Origin of the sequence: Corynebacterium sp. LK10 (assembly GCF_008042455.1) — a bacterium.
Lineage (GTDB): Bacteria > Actinomycetota > Actinomycetes > Mycobacteriales > Mycobacteriaceae > Corynebacterium > Corynebacterium jeikeium_D.
Genome location: NZ_NOVT01000005.1, coordinates 151220 through 173478 on the forward strand (window position 1 = coordinate 151220; position 22259 = coordinate 173478).

Below are 22259 nucleotides of genomic sequence, written 5' to 3' on the forward strand. Positions count from 1 at the left end.
ATGACTGACCAGGATCAGGGAAACCAGCCCACCCCGGAGGAGCCGGCCAACCTGGCCGATCAGGTCAACGAGGTCTTCGAGCAGGCCAAGCTTGACGACGACGTGGAGCCGGCGACCGAAAATGCCGCCGGCGACACCGCCGCGGAGGAAGCTGCAGACCCAGTTGCAGCCATCCAGCGTGAGTTGGATGAGCGTACGGAGGACCTGCAGCGCCTGTCGGCGGAGTTCGCAAACTACCGTCGTCGAGTTGACCGAGACCGTGAGAACGAGCGCGTACAGGCAAAGGCAAAGCTGGCTGGAGAACTGCTGGTTTTGGCTGATGACCTCGACCGGGCTGAAGAGCACGGCGACTTGGCAGACGGCACCCCGCTGAAGGCTTTCGCGGATAAGTTCCGCGGCGTGCTGACCGCACAGGGTGTTGAGGAGTTTGGTGCTGCAGGAGAGGAATTCGACCCGGACATCCACGAGGCTGTCCAGGATCTCTCCGAAGGGGATGACAAGGTTCTAGCCAATGTGCTGCGCAAGGGCTACCGCATTAATGACCGTGTCATCCGTACGGCGATGGTAATCATCGGCGATCCGCAGTAGCGGAGACACAAGTGACGCAGATTTCTTTGAATTAGTTTTTTGAAAGGAGGAGATGCACCATGACTCAACGGGAATGGGCAGATAAGGACTATTACGCTGACTTGGGCGTCTCTAAGTCTGCGTCACTCGACGAGATTAAAAAGGCCTACCGCAAGTTAGCCCGGGAGAACCACCCGGATAAGAACCCGGGCAACAAGGTTGCTGAAGATAAGTTCAAGCGAATCTCCGAGGCATACTCGGTGGTCGGTGACGAGGACAAGCGCCGCGAATACGATGAGCTGCGTGCAGCGCTCGCAGGTGGTTTCCGATTCCCCGGTGCCGCAGGTGCTGGCGGGGCCGGTGCTGCCGGTGGACGTGGATTCGACTTCGACGTGTCGGATCTCTTCGGTGGAGGTGCCGGATTCGGTGGCAATGCTGGTGGTGCAGGTGGCCTAGGTGATTTCCTGGGCGGCTTCGTAAACCGCAATGGTGGCGCTGGTGCTGCCGGGCGGCAGAAGGCCCGCCGTGGTGCGGATGTGGAGACAGAGATTACGCTCGATTTCCGCGAGGCCGCCCAAGGTGTCACTATCCCGCTGCAGCTCACCAACCCGTCGCCATGCACGAACTGCAATGGTTCGGGTGCAGCGCCGGGAACCTCGCCGGTGACGTGTACCACCTGTCACGGTTCGGGGTATGTCAAGGAGCAAAAGGGGGCCTTCGGCTTCTCCAGCCCGTGTGCGGACTGTGGTGGCCAGGGAACTCGCATTGAGAATCCCTGCTCGCAGTGTAACGGCACCGGTGTGACCACCCGTCGTCGTACCATCACCGTTCGCGTCCCCGCAGGTGTGGTGGACGGCCAGAAGGTTCGTCTTGCTGGCCAAGGTGAAGCGGGACTGCGAGGGCGTCCGGCCGGTGACCTCTTTGTCACCGTTCATGTTCGCCCGGATGAAGTCTTCACCCGCAGCGGCAATGACCTTGAGGTCACGGTGCCGGTGAGCTTCGGCGAACTCGCACTCGGCGGCACCATTACTGTGCCGACGTTGGGTGACAAGATTCGTGTGCGTGTGCCGGCTGGCACAGCCGATGGCCGAACACTGCGTGTGCGCGGTCGGGGTATCCCAAAGCGCAATGGCACTCCGGGGGATTTGCTAGTGACCGTGCGCGTGAAGGTACCGACCAATTTGGATGACAATGCCACTTCGGCGTTGCGCTCCTACGTCGAAGCGGAGCGTGCTAGCGGGTTCAATCCTCGTGAGGGTTGGGCAGGTGCGAAATAATGTCCGACAACACTGAGGTCTATGTCATATCCGTAGCCGCGAATCTCGCCGGCATGCATGCGCAAACGCTGCGTAATTATGACCGACTCGGGTTAGTAACTCCGCAGCGCACCTCCGGAGGAGGTCGGCGCTACACCAAACGCGATGTTGCGCTGCTGCGTGAGATTCAGCGTCTGAGTCAGGAAGACGGCGTCAACCTGGCCGGTATTAAGGCCATCATCGACCTGACTGAGCGGGTGGATTCGCTTGAGCAGGAAAATGCAGAACTGAGAGAGCAGCTCTACCAGGCAAAGGCACAGGCTCGCCGCTCGCGTGGCGAACTGGTTCACGTCCCCCGCTCTACGGCCGTGGTGATGTGGGAGCCGCGCACGCGGCGCGGGCGCAGAGGTGATCGTGTTGGGGAGGATAACCCACACAGGTGATTGAACGGACTAAGCAGCGTCGGCTGCTTAGTCCGTTTTCTCTTGGCTTGTTAATTTGGGCCGCGGATAAGCAACTGTTGATCTGAGACGCCGGTCAGCTATCAGTTAGCCACCAGTTGGTCTCGCGGGTGAAAACTCCATCGTTAAAGTAGTGTTCGATGTGTGGGTTGCCCTGAACGTGCCGATACTTTTGAGGAATATCCTGCACGGGAGTGACCATGAATTCGGCCAAGTCTCGCATGGACAGGCCACGCTCACTCAGGTTGAGTGCGTACGCGCCGAAGTCTTTATCCGCCGGGTTTTTCCCATGAATCCCCAGTTCGGCAGGAATCCGAATGGGGTCCATCGGGGACGTCGCCACCGCCACACGGTGGCTATTTTCATATTCGGGTCGGGCTGTACCGTCCGGCTTGAGCAGTTTCATGTCGTTTGCACGCTCCAGTCCAGGGCCAACACCTGGCGGAGCTATGAGCAGCACCCTATCCGCGTAGAGGCCACTACCAAGGGAGGCCTGCGAGACCACCGTCGCCCCATAGCTATAGCCGGCGACAACGTGCCGCTGAGTAGGAGACTGGGCATGGGCGGTAGCGCCACCGGCAACTGCGGTGTCACCGCTATCGACACCACCGGAACGCTCAATCAAACCGGCTTGCAAGTGCTGCAGCCGCTCTGCAGCAAAATTGTGATACTCGGTGCGTATGGCCTCACGGAGGTTGGGTGGCGCGTCATAGGAAAACAACACCACCGCCACATCCTCCGGATCTCCACCGGCGGCGTGGAAGGTCGCGGCTACACGCTCGAACTGCTTGCTAGCGTCCTCCGCGCTAGAGCTGGTACCGGGGACGAGAGTGATCACAGTCGATGCTCGCTCAACGTCACCGAACGCAATCGCAGAATGTCCAGGCGAGGACTCCAATAGTTGTCCAGGAGGCAGCCCCAAAGCCCTGGCGCGAGCGGACATGGCGGCATCTATCTCTGATAGCGGGCTACTCGAATACGCCCCAGCCCATCCGCTCCCAACTTCCAAGTCCCAACCACCGTCAATCTCTTTGTCGCTAGTGGTGCCAGTACCACGACCAGCCTGCGATGGCTGCAATCTACCCGAGCCACTAGCTCCGCTTGCCACCAGTGGTGAAAGAGCTGAGATTGCGCCCGCCGCCTTCTCATCGAGTCGGTTGAGTTCAGCCAAGGCCGACTGAATCCGAAGCTGCGAGGTTGCACGCCATTCGGCCATGGTGAAAGGCCCGGAAGGAATTTTGGGATGAACGAGGCTGCGCGCAATCGTAGACAGCATGCCCTCCGGCGGAGTCACCGCACCAGAAACCAGATTCACCTGAAACCCCAGGTTGGTTGCCTGGTTTACCGCGTCGGTAAGTTCGCGGATGACGTCGTTAAGCATGGCGGCGGTATCGCTGCAGCAGGCGGCGAGACGTTCGAGCGCTACGCTGCTCCGGCGCAGACGCGTGGAGCTGTGGGTGACAGAAGCCTCGGCGGCGCTGCGGTTGTCGCCGGCGAAGTCATCCTCTGAAAGCGCGTTGAGTGCGCCCTGGGAACTGTCGGCGGAATCGGTGAGGGCGCGCGCCCCGGAACGCAGCGCCCGGGCGAGGATCTCCAGCGAATCCACACGCCACAGCAGCGCTTCGCCTACCGTGACCATGACGGCTTTTCCAAGGCGGCGGACTGGTCATGCTCGTGCGCGAGAGCGCTGACCGCGAGGGCATCGGCAGCCTGCGCAATAACGTCGATGTTTGTGCACGCGGCAAGCAATGATTCCGACCACTTCCCACAAGTAGTGGAGGCAGCGGGGACAATCCGTGAGCCGGGCAGGGCAGAGGTGAGGTCGGCACTTCCCGGGGCAGCTGCGACGATGGTGGAAAGACCATCAATACGAGTGGAGATCTGCTGGTAAGAGCGGCTTAAGGCGGATAGTTGAGCTGGATTGACTGTGATGTGTTCGGCCATGTTTTTGATTCTGCTGGGTGGCGAAAGGCAGCGGAAGAGCATCTTCAGCGAACTGTGGATAACTCTGAGCGATAGCAACGCACGGCGACGTCCTGTGGATAACTTCAGGACAGTCAATCCGGGGGAGCCGGTAACATTTAGGCATGCGTATTGCACTGGCTCAGTTGGAATTGTCAGCATCGGTTGAAGAGAATCTGGACGCGGTAAAGGTGACTATCGCGCGAGCAGCACAGGACAACGCCGATTTGGTGGTCTTCCCCGAGGCCACGATGAAGGCGTTCAATTCCGGTCGCCTGGATGCCGTGGCGGAGTCCAGCAGCGATAGGTTCGTAGCGGAGGTCTCGCAGGCCGCTCACGATGCCGGAATCAGCGTGGTAGTCGGCATGTTCCGCCCGGCAGATGAAGTGGAGCGCGACGGTAAGACGATGCACCGTGTCTTCAATTCGCTGCTCCTGGCTTGGCGTGATGAGGACGGCCCCGGTGTCGAGTTCTACGACAAGCTCCACCTCTTCGACGCTTTCGGGTTTCGCGAATCCGATACCGTCGCGCCGGGCAACGCGCACGTGGTGTGTGATGTCCCGCTTGCCGACGGATCGTCGGTCGCCCTCGGCCTTGCGACATGCTTTGACATCAGGTTTCCGGAGCAATTCATTCAACTGGCCAACCTGGGCGCGGAGGTCATCGCGCTGCCTGCATCGTGGAATGATGGTCCGGGCAAGGTGACGCAGTGGCAGACTCTGGTCTCGGCGCGTGCGCTGGATAGCACTTGTGTGATTGCGGCAGTTGATGCGGCCCGGCCTGGCGGGGCTAAGGCAGCGGGGAAGGATGAGGGGCCAACTGGCGCGGGGCACTCCATGCTGGTCAATGCGGACGGCGGGGTTATTGCCTCGGCGGGCTACAGCCCGCAGTTGCTTGTCGCCGATGTTGATATAGCGGAGGTGGAGCGGATTCGCCGCTCGATTCCGGTGCTGGAGATTCGCGATCAGGGCTAGCTGGGAAGCAATGAAGAGGGCCGAGCCGAGCTGAAAGCAGGAGTGGGGGAGCGAAGATTGCGGGATATTAGCCTATAGTTCTACCGATTCGGGCGAAGTCCTTTATATTTCTTATCATGCTGCTCCACATCCTCTGGGTCATTGGAATTACGGCCGAAGGCGTCACCGGCGCACTAGCGGCCGGTCGAATGCGCATGGATCTCTTTGGGGTTTCAACAATTGCGTGCATGACTGCTATCGGCGGTGGTACCCTGCGCGATGTCATTCTCGGCCACTATCCGTTGGTGTGGGTTGCAAGCCCACAATATTTGCTGGTTATCGTCGGTGCGGCACTGATCACGGTGCTGTTGGCCGACTTCCTGATGAAGCACTTCCGAGTCGTGTTCTTGGTCGCTGACGCGATCGGTTTGTCGGCGTTTTCCATCATTGGTGCCCGCGTGGCCATGGAGATGGGGCATGGTGTCATCATCGCTATTGTCGGCGCCGTTCTTACCGGTGCGTTTGGAGGTGTGCTCCGCGACCTGATGTGTGACCGCGTCCCACTGGTGTTCCAAAAGGAGCTCTATGCCTCCATCGCAGTCGTCGCGGCGACGCTTTACTACGTGCTCGACATGGTTGGCCTGCACGAGAGCATCAACATTATCTGCGCTGTACTGTCGGCGCTGTTCATTCGACTAGCGGCGCTGTGGCGTGGCTGGTCGCTGCCGGTATTTGATTATCAAGGGCGCGATTAAATAACTCCCGCACCAAGAAAACCTGGTACGGGAGTTTTTAGTTGCGCTAGCGGCTACCTAGAGGCGCCCACAAGCGCAGATGCACAGCGAAGCGCAAATGCACAGCGGACGATTAGGAAATCGAAGCCTCGTAGATGCCCTTGACGGACTCAGCCATGGTTGCGTTGAAGTCTTCGTCGGACTGCTGAGCAGACAGGCCCTCAGACAGTGCACGGGAGAAGGAAGCAATCATGCCGTGGTTGCGGGACAGGCGCTCGTTGGCGTCCTCGCGCTCGTAGCCACCGGACAGGGCAACGACGCGCATGACCTTCGGGTGCTCAATCAGCGGCTTGTACAGGTCATCCTTGGTCGGGATGGAAACCTTGATCATGACCTTCTGGTCATCGGCCAGGTCATCCAGGCCGGCGAGCAGCTCGCGCAGGACAATGTCCTCAGCCTCTGCCTTGTCGGCAGCGTTGATGTCGACCTCCGGCTCCAGGATCGGAACCAGACCGTGGGACAGAACCTGCTTGCCGAACTCGAACTGCTGAGCAATGTTGGCCTTGATGCCCTCTTCGTTTGCCTCAGCAATGAAGGAACGCATCTTGGTACCGAAGATGCCCTTAGCGACACCACGCTCCAGCAGCTCATCCAGGCCCGGGCACGGCTTCATAAGCTGAACGCCGTTTTCCTTGTCTGCCAGGCCCTTGTCGGTCTTCAGGAACGGGACGATGCCCTTCTTTTCCCACAGGTACTGAGCGGTCGGGATTCCCTCAATGTCGCGATCCATGGTCTGCTCGAAGAGAATCGCGCCAATAATCTGCTCAGAGTTGAAGGACGGGGAAGTGATGATGCGGGTACGCATCTCGTGAACCAGGTCGAACATTTCATCTTCGTTCGAGTACTGATCCTCGTTGATGCCGTACAGGCGCAGAGCCTTCGGGGTGGATCCACCGGACTGGTCGAGAGCGGCGATGAAGCCCTTGCCCTCAGTCATCTGACGTGCCTGCTCGATGTTCATTCGAGTCCTTTCGTGAGAATGAAGGAATGTCATCTACCAGGGTAACCAAAACAGTATGAGTGCGCTGCCCGCCCATCACTCACATGGGGGAAGTCGAAGCAGGCGGGAGTGCGCTGGTGAGGGCGTCGGACGGTGTATTGGAGTGCGTCCGCGCGTGGTTTCTGGAGCTCTCCAATGTTTTCTAGTGCTTTCCGGTGCGCTACTGCGCTTAACGACGCTGCCGAGCGCAATCCTTTTCGCTGTGGATGTGGCGTGAATCACAGTATGAAATTGTAAAATTTGAAGTTGAGTGGAACAGACTCAAGGCTGAATACGTTATGGGTAGTGAATGACAAAGTTGAGTCAAAGGGGCGCAAGTTATGAGTTTTACACCAACAACTAAGACTGGAGAAGTTCTCCAGGAAGCTATGAAGGCCGCGACCAGCGCGGGTAACCCGGATATTCGGCCTGGGCACATTCTGGTAGCGCTGCTGGAGCAAAAGGAGGGTATTGCGGCTCCGCTGCTTGAGGCAGCGGGTGTTAATCCTTCCGGGGTTTTGACCCGCGCTAAGGAGCTGGTCGCGGGGTACCCGTCGGCAAGCGGGGCGAATATGGCGAACCCGCAGTTTAATAGGGACGCCGTTAATGCACTGAACGCTGCCGAGGAGCTGGCGGGCGAGCTTGGAGACGAGTATGTCTCCACGGAAATTCTGCTTATCGGTGTAGCAACTGGCCAGTCGGAGGCGGCAACTGTACTGCAGTCGGCGGGTGCTACTGCCGAGGCATTAAAGGGTGCGCTGACTAGCGTGCGTGGATCGAGGAAGGTAACAACGGAGAATCCGGAAGAGCAGTATCAGGCTCTGGAAAAGTATGCGACGGACTTAACCGCGCGGGCGCGTGAGGGCAAGATTGACCCTGTTATCGGCCGCGATGCGGAGATTCGTCGCGTGGTTCAGGTCCTAAGTCGTCGCACCAAGAACAATCCTGTGCTCATTGGTGAGCCGGGCGTTGGTAAGACGGCCATTGTCGAGGGGCTGGCGCGACGCATTGTTGCGGGTGATGTGCCGGAATCTCTGAAGGGCAAGACGCTGATGAGCCTGGATCTAGGCTCCATGGTCGCCGGTGCGAAGTACCGCGGTGAGTTCGAGGAGCGCCTGAAGGCGGTTCTGGACGAGATTAAGGAATCCGACGGTCAGATTATTACCTTCATCGATGAGATTCACACCATCGTTGGCGCTGGCGCCACGGGTGATGGCTCGATGGATGCGGGCAATATGATTAAGCCGATGCTGGCTCGTGGTGAGCTCCGCCTGGTCGGTGCGACGACCTTGGATGAGTACCGCAAGTACATCGAGAAGGATGCCGCGCTGGAGCGTCGTTTCCAGCAGGTCTTTGTCGGTGAGCCGAGCGTTGAGGACGCCATCGGTATTCTGCGTGGTCTGAAGGAGCGCTATGAGGTCCACCACGGTGTTCGTATCCAGGACTCCGCGCTGGTGGCTGCGGCAACGCTGTCGGATCGCTACATCACGTCCCGCTTCCTGCCGGATAAGGCTATCGACCTGGTGGATGAGGCCGCATCGCGTTTGCGTATGGAGATTGACTCCTCGCCGGAGGAAATCGACTCCGCGGAACGTATTGTGCGCCGCCTCGAAATCGAGGAAATGGCCCTGGAGAAGGAAACTGACATCGCGTCGAAGGAGCGTCTGGACAAGCTCCGTGAGGAACTTGCAGATGAGCGCGAGAAGCTCAACGCTCTGAAGACTCGCTGGCAGAACGAGAAGTCCTCGATTGATGATGTCCGCTCCGTTCGAGAAGAGCTCGATGCCCTACGCACTGAGTCCGAAAAGGCTGAGCGCGAAGGTGACTACGGCCGTGTCGCAGAGCTGCGCTACGGGCGCATCCCTGAGTTGGAGAAGAAACTGGAGGCCGCCGAGGAATCGGTCGCTGACGCAGAGGAAAACTCCATGCTCAAGGAGGAGGTCACGCCTCAAGAGGTCGCTGAGGTTGTCTCCGCCTGGACGGGTATCCCGGCTGGCAAGATGATGCAGGGTGAGACCGAGAAGCTACTGGAAATGGAGCTCAACCTCGGCCGTCGCGTTGTTGGTCAGACTGCCGCTGTGGAGGCTGTCTCCGATGCTGTCCGCCGTTCGCGTGCAGGTGTTGCCGATCCGAACCGTCCGACTGGTTCCTTCCTGTTCCTCGGTCCAACTGGCGTTGGAAAGACGGAGCTGGCCAAGGCGCTGGCGGAGTTCCTCTTCGACGATGAGCGTGCGATGGTGCGCATCGATATGTCCGAGTACGGCGAGAAGCACTCTGTCGCTCGTCTGATTGGTGCTCCTCCCGGATACGTCGGCTACGACGCTGGCGGTCAGCTCACCGAGGCTGTTCGTCGCCGTCCGTACACCGTCGTGCTTTTCGACGAGGTGGAGAAGGCTCACCCGGATGTGTTCGATGTGCTTCTGCAGGTGCTCGATGAAGGTCGCCTGACCGATGGTCAGGGTCGAACCGTGGACTTCCGAAACACGATTCTGATTCTGACCTCCAACCTCGGTGCTGGTGGTACGCATGAGCAGATCATGGACGCGGTCAAGATGGCCTTCAAGCCGGAGTTCATCAACCGTCTCGACGATGTAGTGATCTTCGATCCGCTGACCTCCGAGCAGCTGCGCGGCATTGTGGACATTCAGGTTCGCAACCTGGCAGAACGCCTGGAGGCACGTCGACTGGTGCTGGATGTCTCCGATGGGGCGCTGGACTGGCTGTCGGAGCGTGGCTACGACCCGGCTTACGGCGCTCGTCCGTTGCGTCGCCTGGTGCAGAAGGCAATCGGTGATGAGCTGGCACGTCGACTGCTCGCCGGTGATGTTCGCGATGGTGACCGCGTAGAGGTCACGGTTGCTGACGATGGCGAGTCGCTGAAGGTTGTCGGCTATGACGAGGATGGCGTAGCCCGAGTCTAGGGCGCCTGATACTCAGGTGATAACTGCACAGCAGGTTGTCTGTTTGTTGGGGCGGTTTGGGAGAGTTTTCTCCTGAACCGCCCCTTTTTTGTGCTTTTATTGTCCGGGTTTATGTGCCTTGTGGCCGACCGTGTGGGCTTGTTGTATTCCGGTCAGTCTGGAGTGCGCCGGTATAGTGCGCAAATATGACTAACTTTCAGTGGCGACCAGCGACAGACTCCGACCGTCCCTTCATTGCCTGGATGGACGAACTAACGGAAACGTTCGGAGATGAAAGTCAGCCACTGCCGGAAGACTATGTAGTGACGAGGCGTCAATACGTCGACCAGTGGGACGCGAGTCAGGGCGGGGTTATCCTTTTCGCCACTTCGCTTGACGACGCTGACCTCGAGTCGCTCAGTGGCGACATGACCCGCACTGACCCATTTGAACCGAGGGTTTCTCGCGAGGCTACTTACAGTGCGGCCGCCATTAAGGCGGAATGGTTGGAGCGCGGGGATTCGTCGTCAAGCGAAGAGCACGAGAGCTATGAAGTGCCGGTGGGGGCAGCCTGGCTGCGTACGTTTACGCAGGACGATCCGGGGTACGGGTTTGTGGAAAATCGGATTCCTGAGGTAGCGATTGCGCTGCGTCCGGGTGTTGTTGGGCGCAGGCTGTCGCAGCCGATGATTGCAGGACTCCTTGAGTATGCGCGTGAGCTGGGGTACCCGGGGGTTAGTCTGGCTGTCCATGATGCCAACCCGCGGGCGGCGAAAGCCTATGTGAAGGCGGGATTTGAGCTAGTGGGGCGCTCGAGCTTCCCGGACCATGATGTGATGGTGGTGCGGTTTTAGGTTTTCGGCGTGCAGTTTTTGGTGGGGGCTGCGCGGGTGGTGAGGGACTGCGCGAGTTGGTGGGGTTTTCAGGGCGGATGGTGGGGTGTTTAGGCGCTGGAAGCGAGGCAGCGTTTCGGAAAAAGGTTCGAAAAAGTTGACTTAGGGGGTTGTGGTGTGTCGAATGGGTGTGCGATAATGTGGGGGAGGGAAATTAGTTAGTCCATTTGGGGATTCGGATTGCTAGCGTTTTAAAAGGGGTGGGGAAATGTCTACACCATCGGCGTCAAACGGCGGTGGACCGCTTTCGACATCGCAGGTTTTAGATGCGGTTGCGCAGTTTGAAGCTCTGTCGACAGTCATCGTGGAGAACTTCGAAGTACTTGCACCGGATCATGCGCACGATGCATATAAGTCGATTGAGAAAGCGCGAAAACGACTCGCAGTAATTGATGCGACTTATGTGGAGACTATGAAGGGGCGGATGCCCAGCGCGGAGCACCGAAGGATCGCGTGGCTAGCGCAGGAGATGCGAATCTCGCGAGCAGAAGCGAGGCAGCGTATCAATGTCGTCGGACGTCTGAGTAGGAATGTTGATCCGTTTGCTCCGGCGAATGAGGATGTGCGAATGCCGAACCTTCGTCAGAAGGTTGAGGAAGGTGTTGTCGGTGCGGATGCTGTTGCGAAGATTGACAAAGCCGTTCGGGAGCTGCCGGCAACGGAGCATGCACAGCTGTCTAGGCTGCTGGACAAGCACATTGCAGATTTAGTGGACAAAATCCGTGTTGATGATCTCAATAAATTGCCGAACCGCCTGCGGGCGATGTTGGGGGTTGATGACCCGTATACGGATGAGGACCGCGCTCGGAAACGAAGTCTAAAAATCGGTGCTCAGGGGCCGGACGGCATGAGCCGGTTGAGCGGTGTGGTTACGCCTTCGTTTGCGGCGGTGCTCAAAAGGCTGCAGGCAGATCATGCGCGGCCTGGTGGGTTACTCGAAGAAGGCGCCGATGACCAGCGGAATCCGGAGCAGCGTTTCCATGATGCCGTGGAAGCGGCGGTGAACGGGGGCTTTCAACCAGGCGGTGAGCTTCAGCCGGCGCGGGGGACGACATCGGTGGTCACCGTCGCGCATATCGCAGATGTGGCAGCGTTAGCTGGAGTCTCCCTGCCTGAGGGGAAAGATTTTGTACTTCCTGGATCGGGCAAAGCGGTCTCAGACGCGGGAGTGCGAATTTCCATTAGTCAGGCCGTGCAACAGATGGTTGATAGAAATTCGTTCCTCCAAGTATTGGGGAATGAGGGGCAGACCTTGTATTTTGGTCGGTCCCGCAGGCTGGGGACTTTGCCGCAGTATCTGGCCCTTCTTGGAGAGGAAGGAGGTTCCTCCGCGCCGGGCATGGGCACTCCGGGAGCTATGTGCGATGTTCACCATGTGCAGTCGTGGGCTTCCGGTGGTGGCACTGACCTGGATAATCTCACGTTGGTGGATCCGGGTACGCATCGAAAGATCGACGATGCTCGATGTAATGAAAATGCTTGGTGGACGCTCCGGCCGGATGAGGTGGCGGAGATTCTAGGAACTGACGAAGGGGACGGGGTTAGCGGGGAGTGTGAGCAGGCCTCTACTGATCGTGTGGTCTGGGTGCCCCCGAAAGACGAGGAAGGAAACCGGAAAGCGGAATCCAATGAGGACCCCGATACGTTCGATAGCCCGGGGCGCTGGTTGCGTCGTAAAGCGCGAGAGAAACGGGCGGGGGACACAGTGGATGGCAATGACGAGATGGGGCCGGATCCCGGTGGGTAGTCGGATTGGGAGACCGAGGCCTGGCTTAGAGGCTGATCTTCCGTTTCGTAGTCAGCTTTGTGTTAATAAAGCGGTTGAGGAAAGGGGGTGCCGATGCTGGCGGCATAGTGCAGCAGTTTTTCTGCGGTGGCACAGCCGATTCCATGGCCTGTGCCTGAGATGAAAACGGCCAGGTGGGCAGCATCTTCAGGCACCTTCCCAAGCTCCTAGTTTTAATAACGTACATATCGCGCTACCAAGTCAATCGATTTAGAATCCGGAATTATGACAACATCCATCTCGGTACAAGAGCTTCGTGACAAGATTGCCGGCGGCGGTCGTATCGTCGTCGTTGACGCACGCTGGTCGCGTGCTAAAAAACCATATGACTCCTACGCCACGGCTCACATCCCACTGGCCGTGTTCTGTGATCCCGAGTTGGACCTAGCAGGTGTTCCAAGCCGAGAAGCTGGTCGCAACCCGTTGCCGGATATCGAGCGTGTGCGCGATGCCGTCCGTCGATGGGGAGTCCGCTCGGAGCATCTGGTGATCGTCTACGACGCGGGCGATGGACTGTTCGCGTCACGTGCTTGGTGGATTTTGCGCTGGGCAGGTTTGGAGAATGTGCGTGTCCTCACCGGTGGGTTAGCTGCTTGGGAAGCAGATGGAAACGAGACTGCCTTCGGGCCCGGAAATCTGCCGCGGCCTGGAACGATTGCGGTGAGTGAAGGCAATATGCCTGTTGCCAGCCTCGATGACGTACGCACCTGGTCTGAGCGTGGAATTTTGGTGGATGCGCGTGAGCCCAGCCGTTTTGAAGGTCGTAGTGAGCGCGTCGATCTGCAGGCAGGTCACATCCCGGGTGCCGTGAACCTGGCGGCTCGCAGTCTGCAAAATGCCGACGGCTCCTTCCTGCCTGTTGAGCAGCTCCGTGAGCGCTTTGCCTCCGTCGGTATCGAAGACGGTCGCAATGTAGCGGTCTACTCCGGTTCCGGTCTTCATTCCTCGCTGTTCATTCAGGCTATGGAAGAAGCGGGCATCACGGGCGCCGCTCTGTATGTCGGCGGCTGGTCCCAGTGGGCTGGCGATCCGAGCCTGCCTATCGTCCGCTTCTAAGCGGGCTCGGGCCAGGGCGACCGCCCCAGGACCCCTGATGTGCCGTCCATGTGGCTTTTGCCCCTCGCCCTTTACCGTCCTAGAGAGTCCTGAACGCTCTCGCCTCGGGCATTGGTATTGCGCCAGACGGGGGACGGCATCTTGTCGCTGACCAAATAGAACGGCTTCTGGCTTAAGCTAGGAGATTAATGATTCCCCTAGTATTCACCCTCGCAGCGATTCTCATCATCGCCGCAGTCGCGCTGTTCGTTGTCGACCGCCGCCGTCGCAGCACAAGTGAGACTGCTGTGGCGTCTCCGTCATCGCCATCGCTTTACGACGAGCCCTCGGACTCCACCGGCGAAGTAACCGGTGTGGCGGCAGAAGATGTTGTGTCCGAACAGTCGGATTCTTCGGAGCAAGGCAGCCCCGAGACAGCTTCTGTGGCGAGACCGAATGTCGCAGCTGATGCTGACTCTGACTCTGAGGTTGTCGCTGAGACTGATGGTGCCGCTGAAGTTGACTCTGAAACTGAGGTTTCGACGACAGAACTGGGGACTTCAGCTGTAGAAAAGACGCCGACGGAGCCTGAATCTGTCTCGGGAATCGAGCCGGTGGCCCCTGCTGAAATGCCCGAAGCAACAGAAGAAGCGGGTGCTCCCGAAACATCGGAAGCAGCAGCTGACCTGAATGCGGGAACGGACATGACTCTCCGAAGCGGCGCGGAGTCCGGCACAGAATCTGGCGCAGGGCCTGGCGCGGAGCCAGCTGAGTCAGTGATTGCTGAAGATACCGATACCGCGGATGAGCCCGAGATAGGTTTAGTGGGCGATGCCGTTGCCACAGGGGCCGACAGCACCACCGCTGCTGACGCTCGCACTGGAACTGTTGACGGTGCAGAATCCGAAGCTGCGTCCGGCGTAAAAGCCGAGACTGACGAAGTGCCGCAATCATCCGATCGTGCGGCGCGCACCCAGGCCACCCCGCCCACTGAGCCCACCCAGCCCGCGCAACCGCAGCGCGCCCAGCAGCAGTCAGTGGCCCCTGTCCGTCGACGTATCAGCGGTCGCCGTGTGCGTCACCTGCGGAAGGCCTGGGCGCAGGAACGTAATTCTGTCTACAACCGTGTGGACCATGAGCTGCCGTCGTACTGGCAGCGTACGCCGGACGGCGATGCCAAGGCCGTGGTCTCCGGTTTCGCTTTTGGCCGGGAAATGCACCTCGCCGATGTCGGCGGCATCACCACCATCGCCATCCGCCGTTCTGTATCCAGCGATGAGGTTTTCGAGTTGCGCCGCAGCGGCGGCACGACGCTGCCTCACGTAGCTACCGAAGCCGGCCTGGTAGTCGCAGCTACCGACCCAGAGCTCATTCATCGCATCTTCGACGACCGTGCAACCCGCATGCTTGCCGACGTGCACCCGGCCATTACCCGCATGTGGTCCGAAAACTCCTGGTCCTTGGCTCAGCTGATTGATAATTCAGTGCCAGAGGACTGGGACGGTGCACTGGCATCGCTGTCGGACTTCTCCGACATTGCACGCAGGTTGCCACCAGCGGAAGGCGAAACCGTCGCTCCGGACACTAATCAGTGGGATCCCACTCGTTTGCAGCTCACCGAGCAGTCCGTTGACTCTGGTTCCTTGATTTCGGATGGAACCGGGCGTGGGCACTTGCACGCGGTACCAGATCAGCGTCGCAACGGTTCTGCTAACCACGAATCGCAGGATCACAGCTCACAGAACGGGCATGCCCAGAGTCACAGCGCGCAGAATAGCAAGGGCGAAGAGCCGCTGGACGTTGAGGAAATTGTTTACGCAGATTCTCCTTCGTCCTCGTCCGCTGCTACCGCGGATGCAACCACGGATGATTCGCAGTGGCCGTCGCAAAGCAATGCACAACCCACGGTGGTGCAGGCGATTGACGGTTCGTCGTGGCGCCCTACGCGGGATATACCGCTGGATCCGACGGCGCTGCCTTCGCGGTCAACGGCACGAAAGATGGGTGCAAACGTTGGTGAGTCGGAGGACATTGGGGATTCTGGCCAGCAGATTCCTGCGCTTGGTGAGGACCCCGAACATAGCCGGATGCGCTCGAGCCAGGGGCGTGTGGTGCGATCAAATGTGAAGCCCGCCAGTATTTTTACCGACGCCGCCCCAGACCTCGACAGCAGCGACGACCCCACCGAATCTGTATCCGAGGACAAGGGCGCAACCCCTGATTCCGCGGACGAGTAGAACCAGACATATCCTTGAGCACACAGTCGTTTATTTAGGAGACAACCTCAGATGAGCATCCACACGAGCAATGTCAATCAGGAGAAGCTGCAGCGTTTGGCCGAGCTGGTCAAGGAGCTGGCGGTTGTTCATGGCAAGGTCACGCTGTCGTCTGGACGTGAGGCTGACTACTACGTTGACCTGCGCCGCGCCACCCTACATCATGAGGCCTCGCGCCTGATTGGTTCCCTGCTACGGGAGCTCACTGCCGACTGGGACTACGCGCACGTCGGTGGTCTGACGCTTGGCGCGGACCCGGTGGCTACCTCTGTCATGCACGCCGAAGGGCGTCCAATTGATGCCTTTGTGGTGCGTAAGGAAGCCAAGAAGCACGGCATGCAGCGCCGCATCGAGGGGGCGGACATTGTAGGCAAGAAGGTCCTGGTTGTGGAGGACACCACCACCACGGGCAACTCGCCGCTGACCGCCGTCGCTGCACTACGTGAGGCCGGTGCTGAGGTTGTCGGTGTCGCCACGGTGGTTGACCGCGCGACGGGCGCCGGCGCGGTCATCAAGGCTGAAGGCCTGGAGTACCGTTACCTGCTCGGTTTGGATGACTTGGGTCTGGCCTAAGAATCTGAGCGCTAGAGCTTTCGCCGAGCCTCACCCTGCTCGCCGAGCCCCACCCAGCTCACCGAGCCTCACCCAGCTCACCGCCCCAACGCAGTCCCACGAAAGAGGAACATCCCCATGACCACCAAGCGCGCAGGACTCCTGTCCAAGCTCACCACGACCAAACTTCCCGGCACAAAGGAAACCGTCGCTGACATGTTTGTGCGTCGCACGGGCGAGGGCCTCGGCGCACTCGTCGGTATCGCCAGCGCGAGCTCCGACACTCGCCGTGCCCCAGAACGTGCCGGCTACATCGCCGCCAGTGCGGTCAACGTTGTCTCCAGTGCCTTCGGCTGGGAGACTCCACGTCGAGTTTCCAAGACTGTCCTCATGCCACTGTTGGCGGCCAACGTTTGGCGCCGTCGCCACGAGACGTCTCGCTTTACGACGACCACCCTGCTCATCGGCCTCGCCGGCGGTTGGCTGGGCGACTTGATTCTCATGCCGAATAAGCCGAACCTGAACCGCGGTTCTGTGCCGTTCGCAGTTAACCAGGTTGCCTACCACGTGCTGCTGTGGCGTGCCGGAGCTCGGATTAGCGCGCTGCGTGCTGCCATTCGCTTCCCACTGTGGGCTGGTTCGGTACCGCTGGTCGGTGCTGTAAAGCCCGAGGCGCTGCCCGCTGCTGTTGGCTACGGTCCGCTGCTGGCTGTGACCTCCGCACTGGCCGATGACCCGGCGCTGCTGGAGGGTGCCGGTGCTGTCGGTACTGATGAGCAGACCGGCCTACCGATTGCCGATGCCGCCTACGGCCTCGGCCACGGTGGCAACCTGTTCCTCGTCTCCGACACGCTACTGATGGCTCGAAAGATGTTTGCGGAGGAGGGCGTCGTCGGCAAGCTTCTGAATGCGGCAGTGATGGACACCTACACCGTGGCGCAGTTGTTCCTGGTCGAGGGGCTGTTGGCTCTTGACCGCGCCTGAGCCCGGGAAGGGGCCGACGGAATGGTTTGAGGCTCGTGTCGGGGTGGGGCCGTGGGAGCAGGAGCACCCGAACGAACCCCGACCGACCGGCCCAGAATACGATGAGCAGCTTCTGGATGAGGGCGACCGACGTAATGTCGTCGATGCTTACCGCTACTGGACGATGGAGGCTATCGTCGCGGAGCTGGATAAGCGTCGTCATCCGTTGCACATCGCCATCGAGAATTTTGAGAATGACTCCAACATTGGCACCGTGGTACGCACCGCAAATGCCTTCCTGGTGGAGGCCGTGCACATCGTGGGGCGCAAGCGTTGGAATCGTCGCGGCGCGATGGTGACTGACCGCTACCAGCACTTGCTGCACCACGAGACGGTGTCGGAGGTCATTAGCTGGGCGCGCGAGCATGATTTGGCTGTCGTGGCCGTGGACAATGTGCCGGGCTCCGTACCCATCGAAACCGTTGAGTTGCCCGAGCGTTGTCTTTTGCTCTTCGGCCAGGAGGGGCCGGGAGTGACTGAAGAAGCACAGCAGTCGGCGGATTTGACGGTGTCGATTGCCCAATTTGGCTCGACGCGTTCGATAAATGCGGGGGTAGCGGCGGGTATTGCCATGCACTCTTGGATTCGTACTCATGCAGATATCACCGCGGCCTGGTAATTGTCTGCTTAGGTGTTTTATTTCGAAGGCTGTTTTAGAGCTGTTTCACAGCCGTTTTAAGGAGAGCCAGTGGTTCTAAAAATGTCGCGTCCGGAGGCCGAAACGTGGGCCTATCGTGCGGACGTGGCTGAACAGGCGATTCGCAACCGTCATGCGGCGAAGCTGTGGGGTCTTCCGGGCACGAATTTGGCAATGGCTTCCTGGCCCGCGCCGCTTCGACATAAGGTCTTCATCAACTGGCATTACTGGTGGCAGGCGCAGTATCTCGACTGCCTGGTAGACGCAGCCAAGCGCGTGCCTTCTAAGGAGAAGTACCGCGCTATCCGCCAGACCACTCGGGGTATCCGCATTCGCAACCTCACGCTGCTGACCAAGAACAAGTACTACGACGATCGCGCGTGGATGGCGTTGGCGCTCGGGCGTGCCGACGCTGTCCTCGGCGCATCGGTGCCCAAGAAGACGACAGCACGGCTGATTTCATGCTTGGGCGATGGTCGGCAGGAGTCCACGGGTGTGCTGCCGTGGCGTGAGCAGGACCTCTTTTTCAACGTCCCCTCGAACGGTCCTGCAGCCATCGCTCTGGCCCGGGCTGGTCGTATCAAGGAGGCAGAGGAACTTATCGATTGGGTTTACGCCAACCTCCTGTCGGACTCAGGGCTGCTCTACGACGGCATTCGCTTGTCCATGGCAGGTGCCGTCGTGCAGAAGGGCATGTTTACGTACAACCAGGGTGTCATGATTGGCGCTTGCCTCGAAGTGGGACTTGCGCTTCGGGCGCACGGCCAGCGTGAACAGGCGACGAAGTATTTCACGCGCGTGCAAAACCTCATCCACGCGGTGGCAAAGGATTTGGCGACCACCGACAATGTTATCGCCGGTGCCGGTGGCGGCGATGGTGGTCTGTTCAACGGCATCCTGGTGCGATACCTCGCCGATGCGGCGGTGCGTTTGCCTGGAGACAATCGCATGAATCGCGCGGCAGCTCGCATTGCTCGCCGACTGGTTCTGGCTTCGGGGGAGAAGTGCTGGTACCACCGCCTCGAGGTTGATGGCCTGCCGCTTTTCCCCGCAGATTGGAACGATAATGCTCAGTTCCCACAGGGCGGTTCGGTTGCGCAATCAGTCGGTGGCGCGGTTCGCGGTTCGGCGATTAAGGAGCGTGACCTCTCTGTCCAACTGTCGGGTTGGATGCTGATGGAAGCGTGCGCCCGAGTGGCCGATTTTGTTGCGACCAAGCTGGAAAATGGTGAGTCGTTGGATTCGACGAAGCCGAGCTGCCCGGAGTAGTCGGGGAACGCTAGTTGGTCGTCATCTGGCGCTTGCCGACGTTGTACCACCGCGCTGTGCCCGCCGTTGCCAACAGGGAGTCACCTACTGAGCCCCTGCCATCGCCACGTGATGCCTGGCACAATAGGACGCATGAAACTCAATGACATGATGGCTCCTGCTCCCGTGAAGCTCCCCGTTCTTGACGAGGCCGTTGCTGCCCGCAACGGTGGCGCAAGCCCGGAGGCCGTGGTTCGCGCATGCCCGCGCGATTCCCAGGCTTGGGCGGATTTGGCTGAAAGCGCCTTGTCCGAGGGCCAGGAGATTCAGGCCTATGCCTTCGCTCGCACTGGTTACCACCGCGGTCTGGACCTGCTGCGTGGAAACGGCTGGAAGGGGTTCGGAGCCATTCCGTGGGAGCACGAGCCGAATCGTGGTGTGCTCCGCGCCTTCGCAGCGTTGGCTAAGGCTGCTAAGGCTATCGGCGAGGATGATGAATTCGATCGCATGATGGCGTTGCTGCGTGACAGTGATGAATCCGCGTTGCCAGAACTGGGTCTTTAATCGCGCACAGAGATTCAGCGGGCACATAAGAGTGCACAACAGCACAACGGGTACATAAAAAGCGCACAGTTTTTTACATGAGGATGGTGACTTCGGCATGGCTGGCATAGCTGGTGGGGAAGATAAGGATGCCGCAGCTGCCAGGAATCTAGAGGACCTTGCTCCCGCGCATGTCGACGACCTCGTCGAAGCTAAGGAAACGCAATTCGTCGAGGATAATCCGCGCCCGGATTTCCAAGATTTTCGCAATACGTACCTACATCCGGCCTCCCGCGCAGCAAACAAGTTGCGTCAGAAAGTGAGGCCCCGCACGCGTTTCCTCCATGCGATTGACCGTGTGCGCTCCCGTTGGATGCTCATTGTCCAAGCCACGCTAGCTGCCGGGATGGCCTACTGGTTCGCACTTGAGGTACTGGGGCACCCCAACCCGTTCTTCGCGCCGATGGCCGCTTTCATCAGCCTCAACGTGATGACCGCAGGTCCTCGCTTAAAGCACTCTGTGGAGTTGGTGCTCGGCGCCTCATTGGGAGTCGGCATTGGTGATGTGATTATCTCCATCCTCGGCTCGGGTATCTGGCAGCTGACTGTCGGTGTGTTCGTCGCCATGGTCATTGGCGTGTTTGTCGGTCGCGGTCCGCTTGTGGTCAACCAAGCGGCATCTTCAGCCGTGCTCATCGCCACCATTATTCCGCCGGGCACCGCCGGTTCTTATTACCGAATGATCGATGCTCTCGTCGGTGGTGTGGTGGGCATTATTGTGCTCATGATATTGCCGCGAAGCCCGCTGGCGGGTGCTCGCCGCAAGGTGGCCAAGGTCCTCGACATGGGTGCAGACGTACTTTATGACATCGGCATCGGCATGAAAGAGGGCGACACCGATCGCATCCGCACCGCACTGAGCGTGGTGCGCTCCATGCAGGCGCAGGTCTCGCTGATGGACCGCACTGTCGCCGACGCGGGCGAGCAGGTCCGTATCTCGCCGTTGCTCTGGCGCTCTCGGGATAGAATCCACTCGCTGTCGCGCATGGTACATCCCGTCGACAACGCCATGCGCAACATCCGTGTGCTCGCGCGTCGCGCTATCACCGCACGTGAGGATCACATCGACTTCTCGTCCGAACTGTGCGCACTTGTTCTCGGCGTGTCTGAAGGTACGCGCCTGGTCAGTCATGTGCTTGACGACGAAGCCGCCGTGCGCCGAATCCCAGAGTGGGGCGAGTTGCCTTTCGAATCCGGCGACATCGCTATCGCTCAGCTTTCCGAGGGATCCGGAGAGGTCAAGCTTGAAGACGTGGTTCGGTACTTGCGTCGTCTAGCGGCGAAAATGCACCCGCGCGTGATCGAGGACGCAACGCTGTCGGAACAGGTTGTGTTTGCGCAGTCCCGCTCCTTGGTGGTGGACCTGTTGCAGGTGTGTGGCCTGTCCAGACGTTCAGCTGTGGCAACGCTGCCGCCGACGACGCCGTTCCCAGCAATGCCGCCGGAGGTATGGGACGAGTAGCCGGTGAGACGTGGGCGAGTAGTGGCTCGCCAGGCGCACTTGCTACTGCAGCATGCTCTAGTGCGGTACGCGCTTGACCTCGACGCCACCGAAAGCGACGAAGCCGCGCACAATAATCTTCGGAGCCTGGCCTGCGCCAGGAGCTGGAAGGTGACGTCCCGGCTTTCCAGTAACATCCGTGCCGCCGAAGATGGGCAGCACGTCGACATCAACTTGGTAGTGGTCGGGGACAATGACGTCGACTCCACCGAAGGCGCAGCCAATGTTGACGACAGTGGTTTCCGCGGTCAGGATGGCCTCGCGGAAATCCAAGCCGGTCCCGCCGAAGGCCGCCACCGTGGTGTGCGTGGGAGCGCACGTCCAAGGGCCTCTCTTGTCGGTGCCGCCGAAGATGCCGATGGAGAGCTTCGAACCAGTTGCCGCGGCGGAGCTATCAATCCGAGCTGGTTGATGATTGCTGGCTGCATTCGGTGCCACTGAATGGTGCTCGTCCGGGACGCTGTGCAGGTTCGGGCGCAGGTTAGGGTTTGGGTGCGCATGTGGAGTCGGCTCGGCCAGGTTCGCGGGCAGCGACAAGTCCTGTGTCAATGTGGGCAACTCATCAATGTACGTTGCCTTTTGGGCTTTCTCGGTGCGCTCCTGCAGTTCCGCAAAGTCAATCTGGCCATCGCGGAATGCCCATTCCAAGCGTTCCAGCGCAGTGTGGCGGGCTTGGTCGCCAGCGCGTAGCCGTGGGGTGTTGTCAGTCATGATGCTGTCCTATCGAGGCAGTGGCGGGCAGGGGCTTTAACACCCAAATGTTATCTGTACTCGAGCTATCGCGCAGGCCACTTTCGCGCAAGCCACTTTCTCACGGGCAGACCGTGGCTATT

The 22259-nt window shown here is 59.7% G+C and carries 21 protein-coding genes; 16 read left to right on the forward strand and 5 right to left on the reverse strand.

Annotated elements, in window-relative coordinates:
* From grpE to CHU70_RS02605, 3 genes are read left to right on the forward strand one after another with little or no spacing between them, the layout of a single operon-like run.
* Nucleotides 1-588, forward strand: coding sequence for a nucleotide exchange factor GrpE (gene grpE, locus CHU70_RS02595; RefSeq protein ID WP_147739747.1), 588 nt, complete (start codon nucleotides 1-3; stop codon nucleotides 586-588).
* Between the two features lie 59 nt (nucleotides 589-647).
* A complete protein-coding gene (dnaJ, locus tag CHU70_RS02600) occupies nucleotides 648-1844 on the forward strand; it encodes a molecular chaperone DnaJ (RefSeq protein WP_070595703.1) in 1197 nt (398 codons plus the stop codon).
* Nucleotides 1844-2266 carry a heat shock protein transcriptional repressor HspR gene (locus CHU70_RS02605; protein ID WP_115598433.1) on the forward strand — a complete coding sequence of 141 codons (423 nt, stop codon included), beginning with the start codon at nucleotides 1844-1846 and terminating at the stop codon, nucleotides 2264-2266. The genes dnaJ and CHU70_RS02605 overlap by 1 nt, the downstream gene beginning before the upstream one ends.
* Before the next feature lie 94 nt (nucleotides 2267-2360).
* On the opposite strand, the gene CHU70_RS02610 is transcribed toward CHU70_RS02605, so the two are convergent.
* Both CHU70_RS02610 and CHU70_RS02615 read right to left on the reverse strand, forming a co-directional pair.
* Complete coding sequence (locus tag CHU70_RS02610; protein ID WP_147719439.1) at nucleotides 2361-3923, reverse strand: alpha/beta hydrolase; 1563 nt, start codon at nucleotides 3921-3923, stop codon at nucleotides 2361-2363.
* Nucleotides 3911-4228, reverse strand: a complete 318-nt coding sequence (locus CHU70_RS02615) for a hypothetical protein (protein ID WP_038626786.1) — start codon at nucleotides 4226-4228, stop codon at nucleotides 3911-3913. The genes CHU70_RS02610 and CHU70_RS02615 overlap by 13 nt, the downstream gene beginning before the upstream one ends.
* Nucleotides 4229-4371: 143 nt before the next feature.
* Here CHU70_RS02615 and CHU70_RS02620 point away from each other — a divergent pair, with 143 nt between their 5' ends.
* A complete protein-coding gene (locus CHU70_RS02620; protein WP_070607431.1) occupies nucleotides 4372-5220 on the forward strand; it encodes a nitrilase-related carbon-nitrogen hydrolase in 849 nt (282 codons plus the stop codon).
* A 116-nt stretch (nucleotides 5221-5336) separates the two neighbouring features.
* Entirely contained in the window at nucleotides 5337-5954 is a 618-nt protein-coding gene (locus CHU70_RS02625) for a trimeric intracellular cation channel family protein (RefSeq protein ID WP_038626783.1), read from the forward strand.
* 112 nt (nucleotides 5955-6066) lie between these two features.
* On the opposite strand, the gene CHU70_RS02630 is transcribed toward CHU70_RS02625, so the two are convergent.
* Complete coding sequence (locus CHU70_RS02630) at nucleotides 6067-6954, reverse strand: fructose bisphosphate aldolase (protein ID WP_070560409.1); 888 nt, start codon at nucleotides 6952-6954, stop codon at nucleotides 6067-6069.
* Between the two features lie 359 nt (nucleotides 6955-7313).
* Between CHU70_RS02630 and clpB the strand changes: the two genes are divergently transcribed.
* The 3 genes from clpB to CHU70_RS02645 all read left to right on the forward strand — a co-directional run bounded on the left by clpB (nucleotide 7314) and on the right by CHU70_RS02645 (nucleotide 12512).
* Nucleotides 7314-9893 (forward strand): ATP-dependent chaperone ClpB, encoded by a 2580-nt coding sequence (gene clpB / locus CHU70_RS02635; protein ID WP_147719440.1) that lies wholly within the window; start codon nucleotides 7314-7316, stop codon nucleotides 9891-9893.
* Between the two features lie 185 nt (nucleotides 9894-10078).
* On the forward strand, nucleotides 10079-10726 hold the full coding sequence (locus CHU70_RS02640; RefSeq protein ID WP_147719441.1) for a GNAT family N-acetyltransferase: 648 nt from the start codon (nucleotides 10079-10081) through the stop codon (nucleotides 10724-10726).
* 247 nt (nucleotides 10727-10973) lie between these two features.
* Complete coding sequence (locus tag CHU70_RS02645) at nucleotides 10974-12512, forward strand: HNH endonuclease signature motif containing protein (protein ID WP_147719442.1); 1539 nt, start codon at nucleotides 10974-10976, stop codon at nucleotides 12510-12512.
* Between the two features lie 62 nt (nucleotides 12513-12574).
* On the opposite strand, the gene CHU70_RS11440 is transcribed toward CHU70_RS02645, so the two are convergent.
* Nucleotides 12575-12706, reverse strand: a complete 132-nt coding sequence (locus CHU70_RS11440; protein WP_255456206.1) for a hypothetical protein — start codon at nucleotides 12704-12706, stop codon at nucleotides 12575-12577.
* Between the two features lie 70 nt (nucleotides 12707-12776).
* Between CHU70_RS11440 and CHU70_RS02650 the strand changes: the two genes are divergently transcribed.
* The 8 genes from CHU70_RS02650 to CHU70_RS02685 all read left to right on the forward strand — a co-directional run bounded on the left by CHU70_RS02650 (nucleotide 12777) and on the right by CHU70_RS02685 (nucleotide 21387).
* The gene (locus CHU70_RS02650; RefSeq protein WP_016421551.1) at nucleotides 12777-13607 is read left to right on the forward strand and encodes a sulfurtransferase; all 831 of its coding nucleotides are present in this window, start codon (nucleotides 12777-12779) and stop codon (nucleotides 13605-13607) included.
* A 188-nt stretch (nucleotides 13608-13795) separates the two neighbouring features.
* Nucleotides 13796-15823 carry a hypothetical protein gene (locus CHU70_RS02655; RefSeq protein ID WP_147719443.1) on the forward strand — a complete coding sequence of 676 codons (2028 nt, stop codon included), beginning with the start codon at nucleotides 13796-13798 and terminating at the stop codon, nucleotides 15821-15823.
* 51 nt (nucleotides 15824-15874) lie between these two features.
* On the forward strand, nucleotides 15875-16435 hold the full coding sequence (gene pyrE / locus CHU70_RS02660; protein WP_147719444.1) for an orotate phosphoribosyltransferase: 561 nt from the start codon (nucleotides 15875-15877) through the stop codon (nucleotides 16433-16435).
* Nucleotides 16436-16552: 117 nt separating this feature from the next.
* The gene (locus tag CHU70_RS02665; protein ID WP_016421548.1) at nucleotides 16553-17398 is read left to right on the forward strand and encodes a lysoplasmalogenase; all 846 of its coding nucleotides are present in this window, start codon (nucleotides 16553-16555) and stop codon (nucleotides 17396-17398) included.
* On the forward strand, nucleotides 17385-18056 hold the full coding sequence (locus CHU70_RS02670) for an RNA methyltransferase (protein WP_070429389.1): 672 nt from the start codon (nucleotides 17385-17387) through the stop codon (nucleotides 18054-18056). The genes CHU70_RS02665 and CHU70_RS02670 overlap by 14 nt, the downstream gene beginning before the upstream one ends.
* Before the next feature lie 69 nt (nucleotides 18057-18125).
* Nucleotides 18126-19343 carry a glycoside hydrolase family 76 protein gene (locus tag CHU70_RS02675; protein WP_049169856.1) on the forward strand — a complete coding sequence of 406 codons (1218 nt, stop codon included), beginning with the start codon at nucleotides 18126-18128 and terminating at the stop codon, nucleotides 19341-19343.
* Nucleotides 19344-19475: 132 nt separating this feature from the next.
* On the forward strand, nucleotides 19476-19886 hold the full coding sequence (locus CHU70_RS02680) for a DUF3151 domain-containing protein (protein ID WP_016421545.1): 411 nt from the start codon (nucleotides 19476-19478) through the stop codon (nucleotides 19884-19886).
* A 97-nt stretch (nucleotides 19887-19983) separates the two neighbouring features.
* Entirely contained in the window at nucleotides 19984-21387 is a 1404-nt protein-coding gene (locus CHU70_RS02685) for an aromatic acid exporter family protein (protein WP_147719446.1), read from the forward strand.
* Nucleotides 21388-21444: 57 nt separating this feature from the next.
* Here the strand turns inward: CHU70_RS02685 and CHU70_RS02690 are convergent, their stop codons facing one another.
* Complete coding sequence (locus CHU70_RS02690; protein ID WP_070429388.1) at nucleotides 21445-22137, reverse strand: DUF1707 domain-containing protein; 693 nt, start codon at nucleotides 22135-22137, stop codon at nucleotides 21445-21447.
* Nucleotides 22138-22259: the final 122 nt, after the last annotated feature.

What these genes read in the sequence shown, in the direction of transcription:
- grpE (WP_147739747.1), top strand. Translation starts at nt 1, where the DNA reads ATGACTGACCAGGATCAGGGAAACCAGCCCACCCCGGAGGAGCCGGCC.
- dnaJ (WP_070595703.1), top strand. Translation starts at nt 648, where the DNA reads ATGACTCAACGGGAATGGGCAGATAAGGACTATTACGCTGACTTGGGC.
- CHU70_RS02605 (WP_115598433.1), top strand. Translation starts at nt 1,844, where the DNA reads ATGTCCGACAACACTGAGGTCTATGTCATATCCGTAGCCGCGAATCTC.
- CHU70_RS02610 (WP_147719439.1), bottom strand. Translation starts at nt 3,923, where the DNA reads ATGGTCACGGTAGGCGAAGCGCTGCTGTGGCGTGTGGATTCGCTGGAG.
- CHU70_RS02615 (WP_038626786.1), bottom strand. Translation starts at nt 4,228, where the DNA reads ATGGCCGAACACATCACAGTCAATCCAGCTCAACTATCCGCCTTAAGC.
- CHU70_RS02620 (WP_070607431.1), top strand. Translation starts at nt 4,372, where the DNA reads ATGCGTATTGCACTGGCTCAGTTGGAATTGTCAGCATCGGTTGAAGAG.
- CHU70_RS02625 (WP_038626783.1), top strand. Translation starts at nt 5,337, where the DNA reads ATGCTGCTCCACATCCTCTGGGTCATTGGAATTACGGCCGAAGGCGTC.
- CHU70_RS02630 (WP_070560409.1), bottom strand. Translation starts at nt 6,954, where the DNA reads ATGAACATCGAGCAGGCACGTCAGATGACTGAGGGCAAGGGCTTCATC.
- clpB (WP_147719440.1), top strand. Translation starts at nt 7,314, where the DNA reads ATGAGTTTTACACCAACAACTAAGACTGGAGAAGTTCTCCAGGAAGCT.
- CHU70_RS02640 (WP_147719441.1), top strand. Translation starts at nt 10,079, where the DNA reads ATGACTAACTTTCAGTGGCGACCAGCGACAGACTCCGACCGTCCCTTC.
- CHU70_RS02645 (WP_147719442.1), top strand. Translation starts at nt 10,974, where the DNA reads ATGTCTACACCATCGGCGTCAAACGGCGGTGGACCGCTTTCGACATCG.
- CHU70_RS02650 (WP_016421551.1), top strand. Translation starts at nt 12,777, where the DNA reads ATGACAACATCCATCTCGGTACAAGAGCTTCGTGACAAGATTGCCGGC.
- CHU70_RS02655 (WP_147719443.1), top strand. Translation starts at nt 13,796, where the DNA reads ATGATTCCCCTAGTATTCACCCTCGCAGCGATTCTCATCATCGCCGCA.
- pyrE (WP_147719444.1), top strand. Translation starts at nt 15,875, where the DNA reads ATGAGCATCCACACGAGCAATGTCAATCAGGAGAAGCTGCAGCGTTTG.
- CHU70_RS02665 (WP_016421548.1), top strand. Translation starts at nt 16,553, where the DNA reads ATGACCACCAAGCGCGCAGGACTCCTGTCCAAGCTCACCACGACCAAA.
- CHU70_RS02680 (WP_016421545.1), top strand. Translation starts at nt 19,476, where the DNA reads ATGAAACTCAATGACATGATGGCTCCTGCTCCCGTGAAGCTCCCCGTT.
- CHU70_RS02685 (WP_147719446.1), top strand. Translation starts at nt 19,984, where the DNA reads ATGGCTGGCATAGCTGGTGGGGAAGATAAGGATGCCGCAGCTGCCAGG.
- CHU70_RS02690 (WP_070429388.1), bottom strand. Translation starts at nt 22,137, where the DNA reads ATGACTGACAACACCCCACGGCTACGCGCTGGCGACCAAGCCCGCCAC.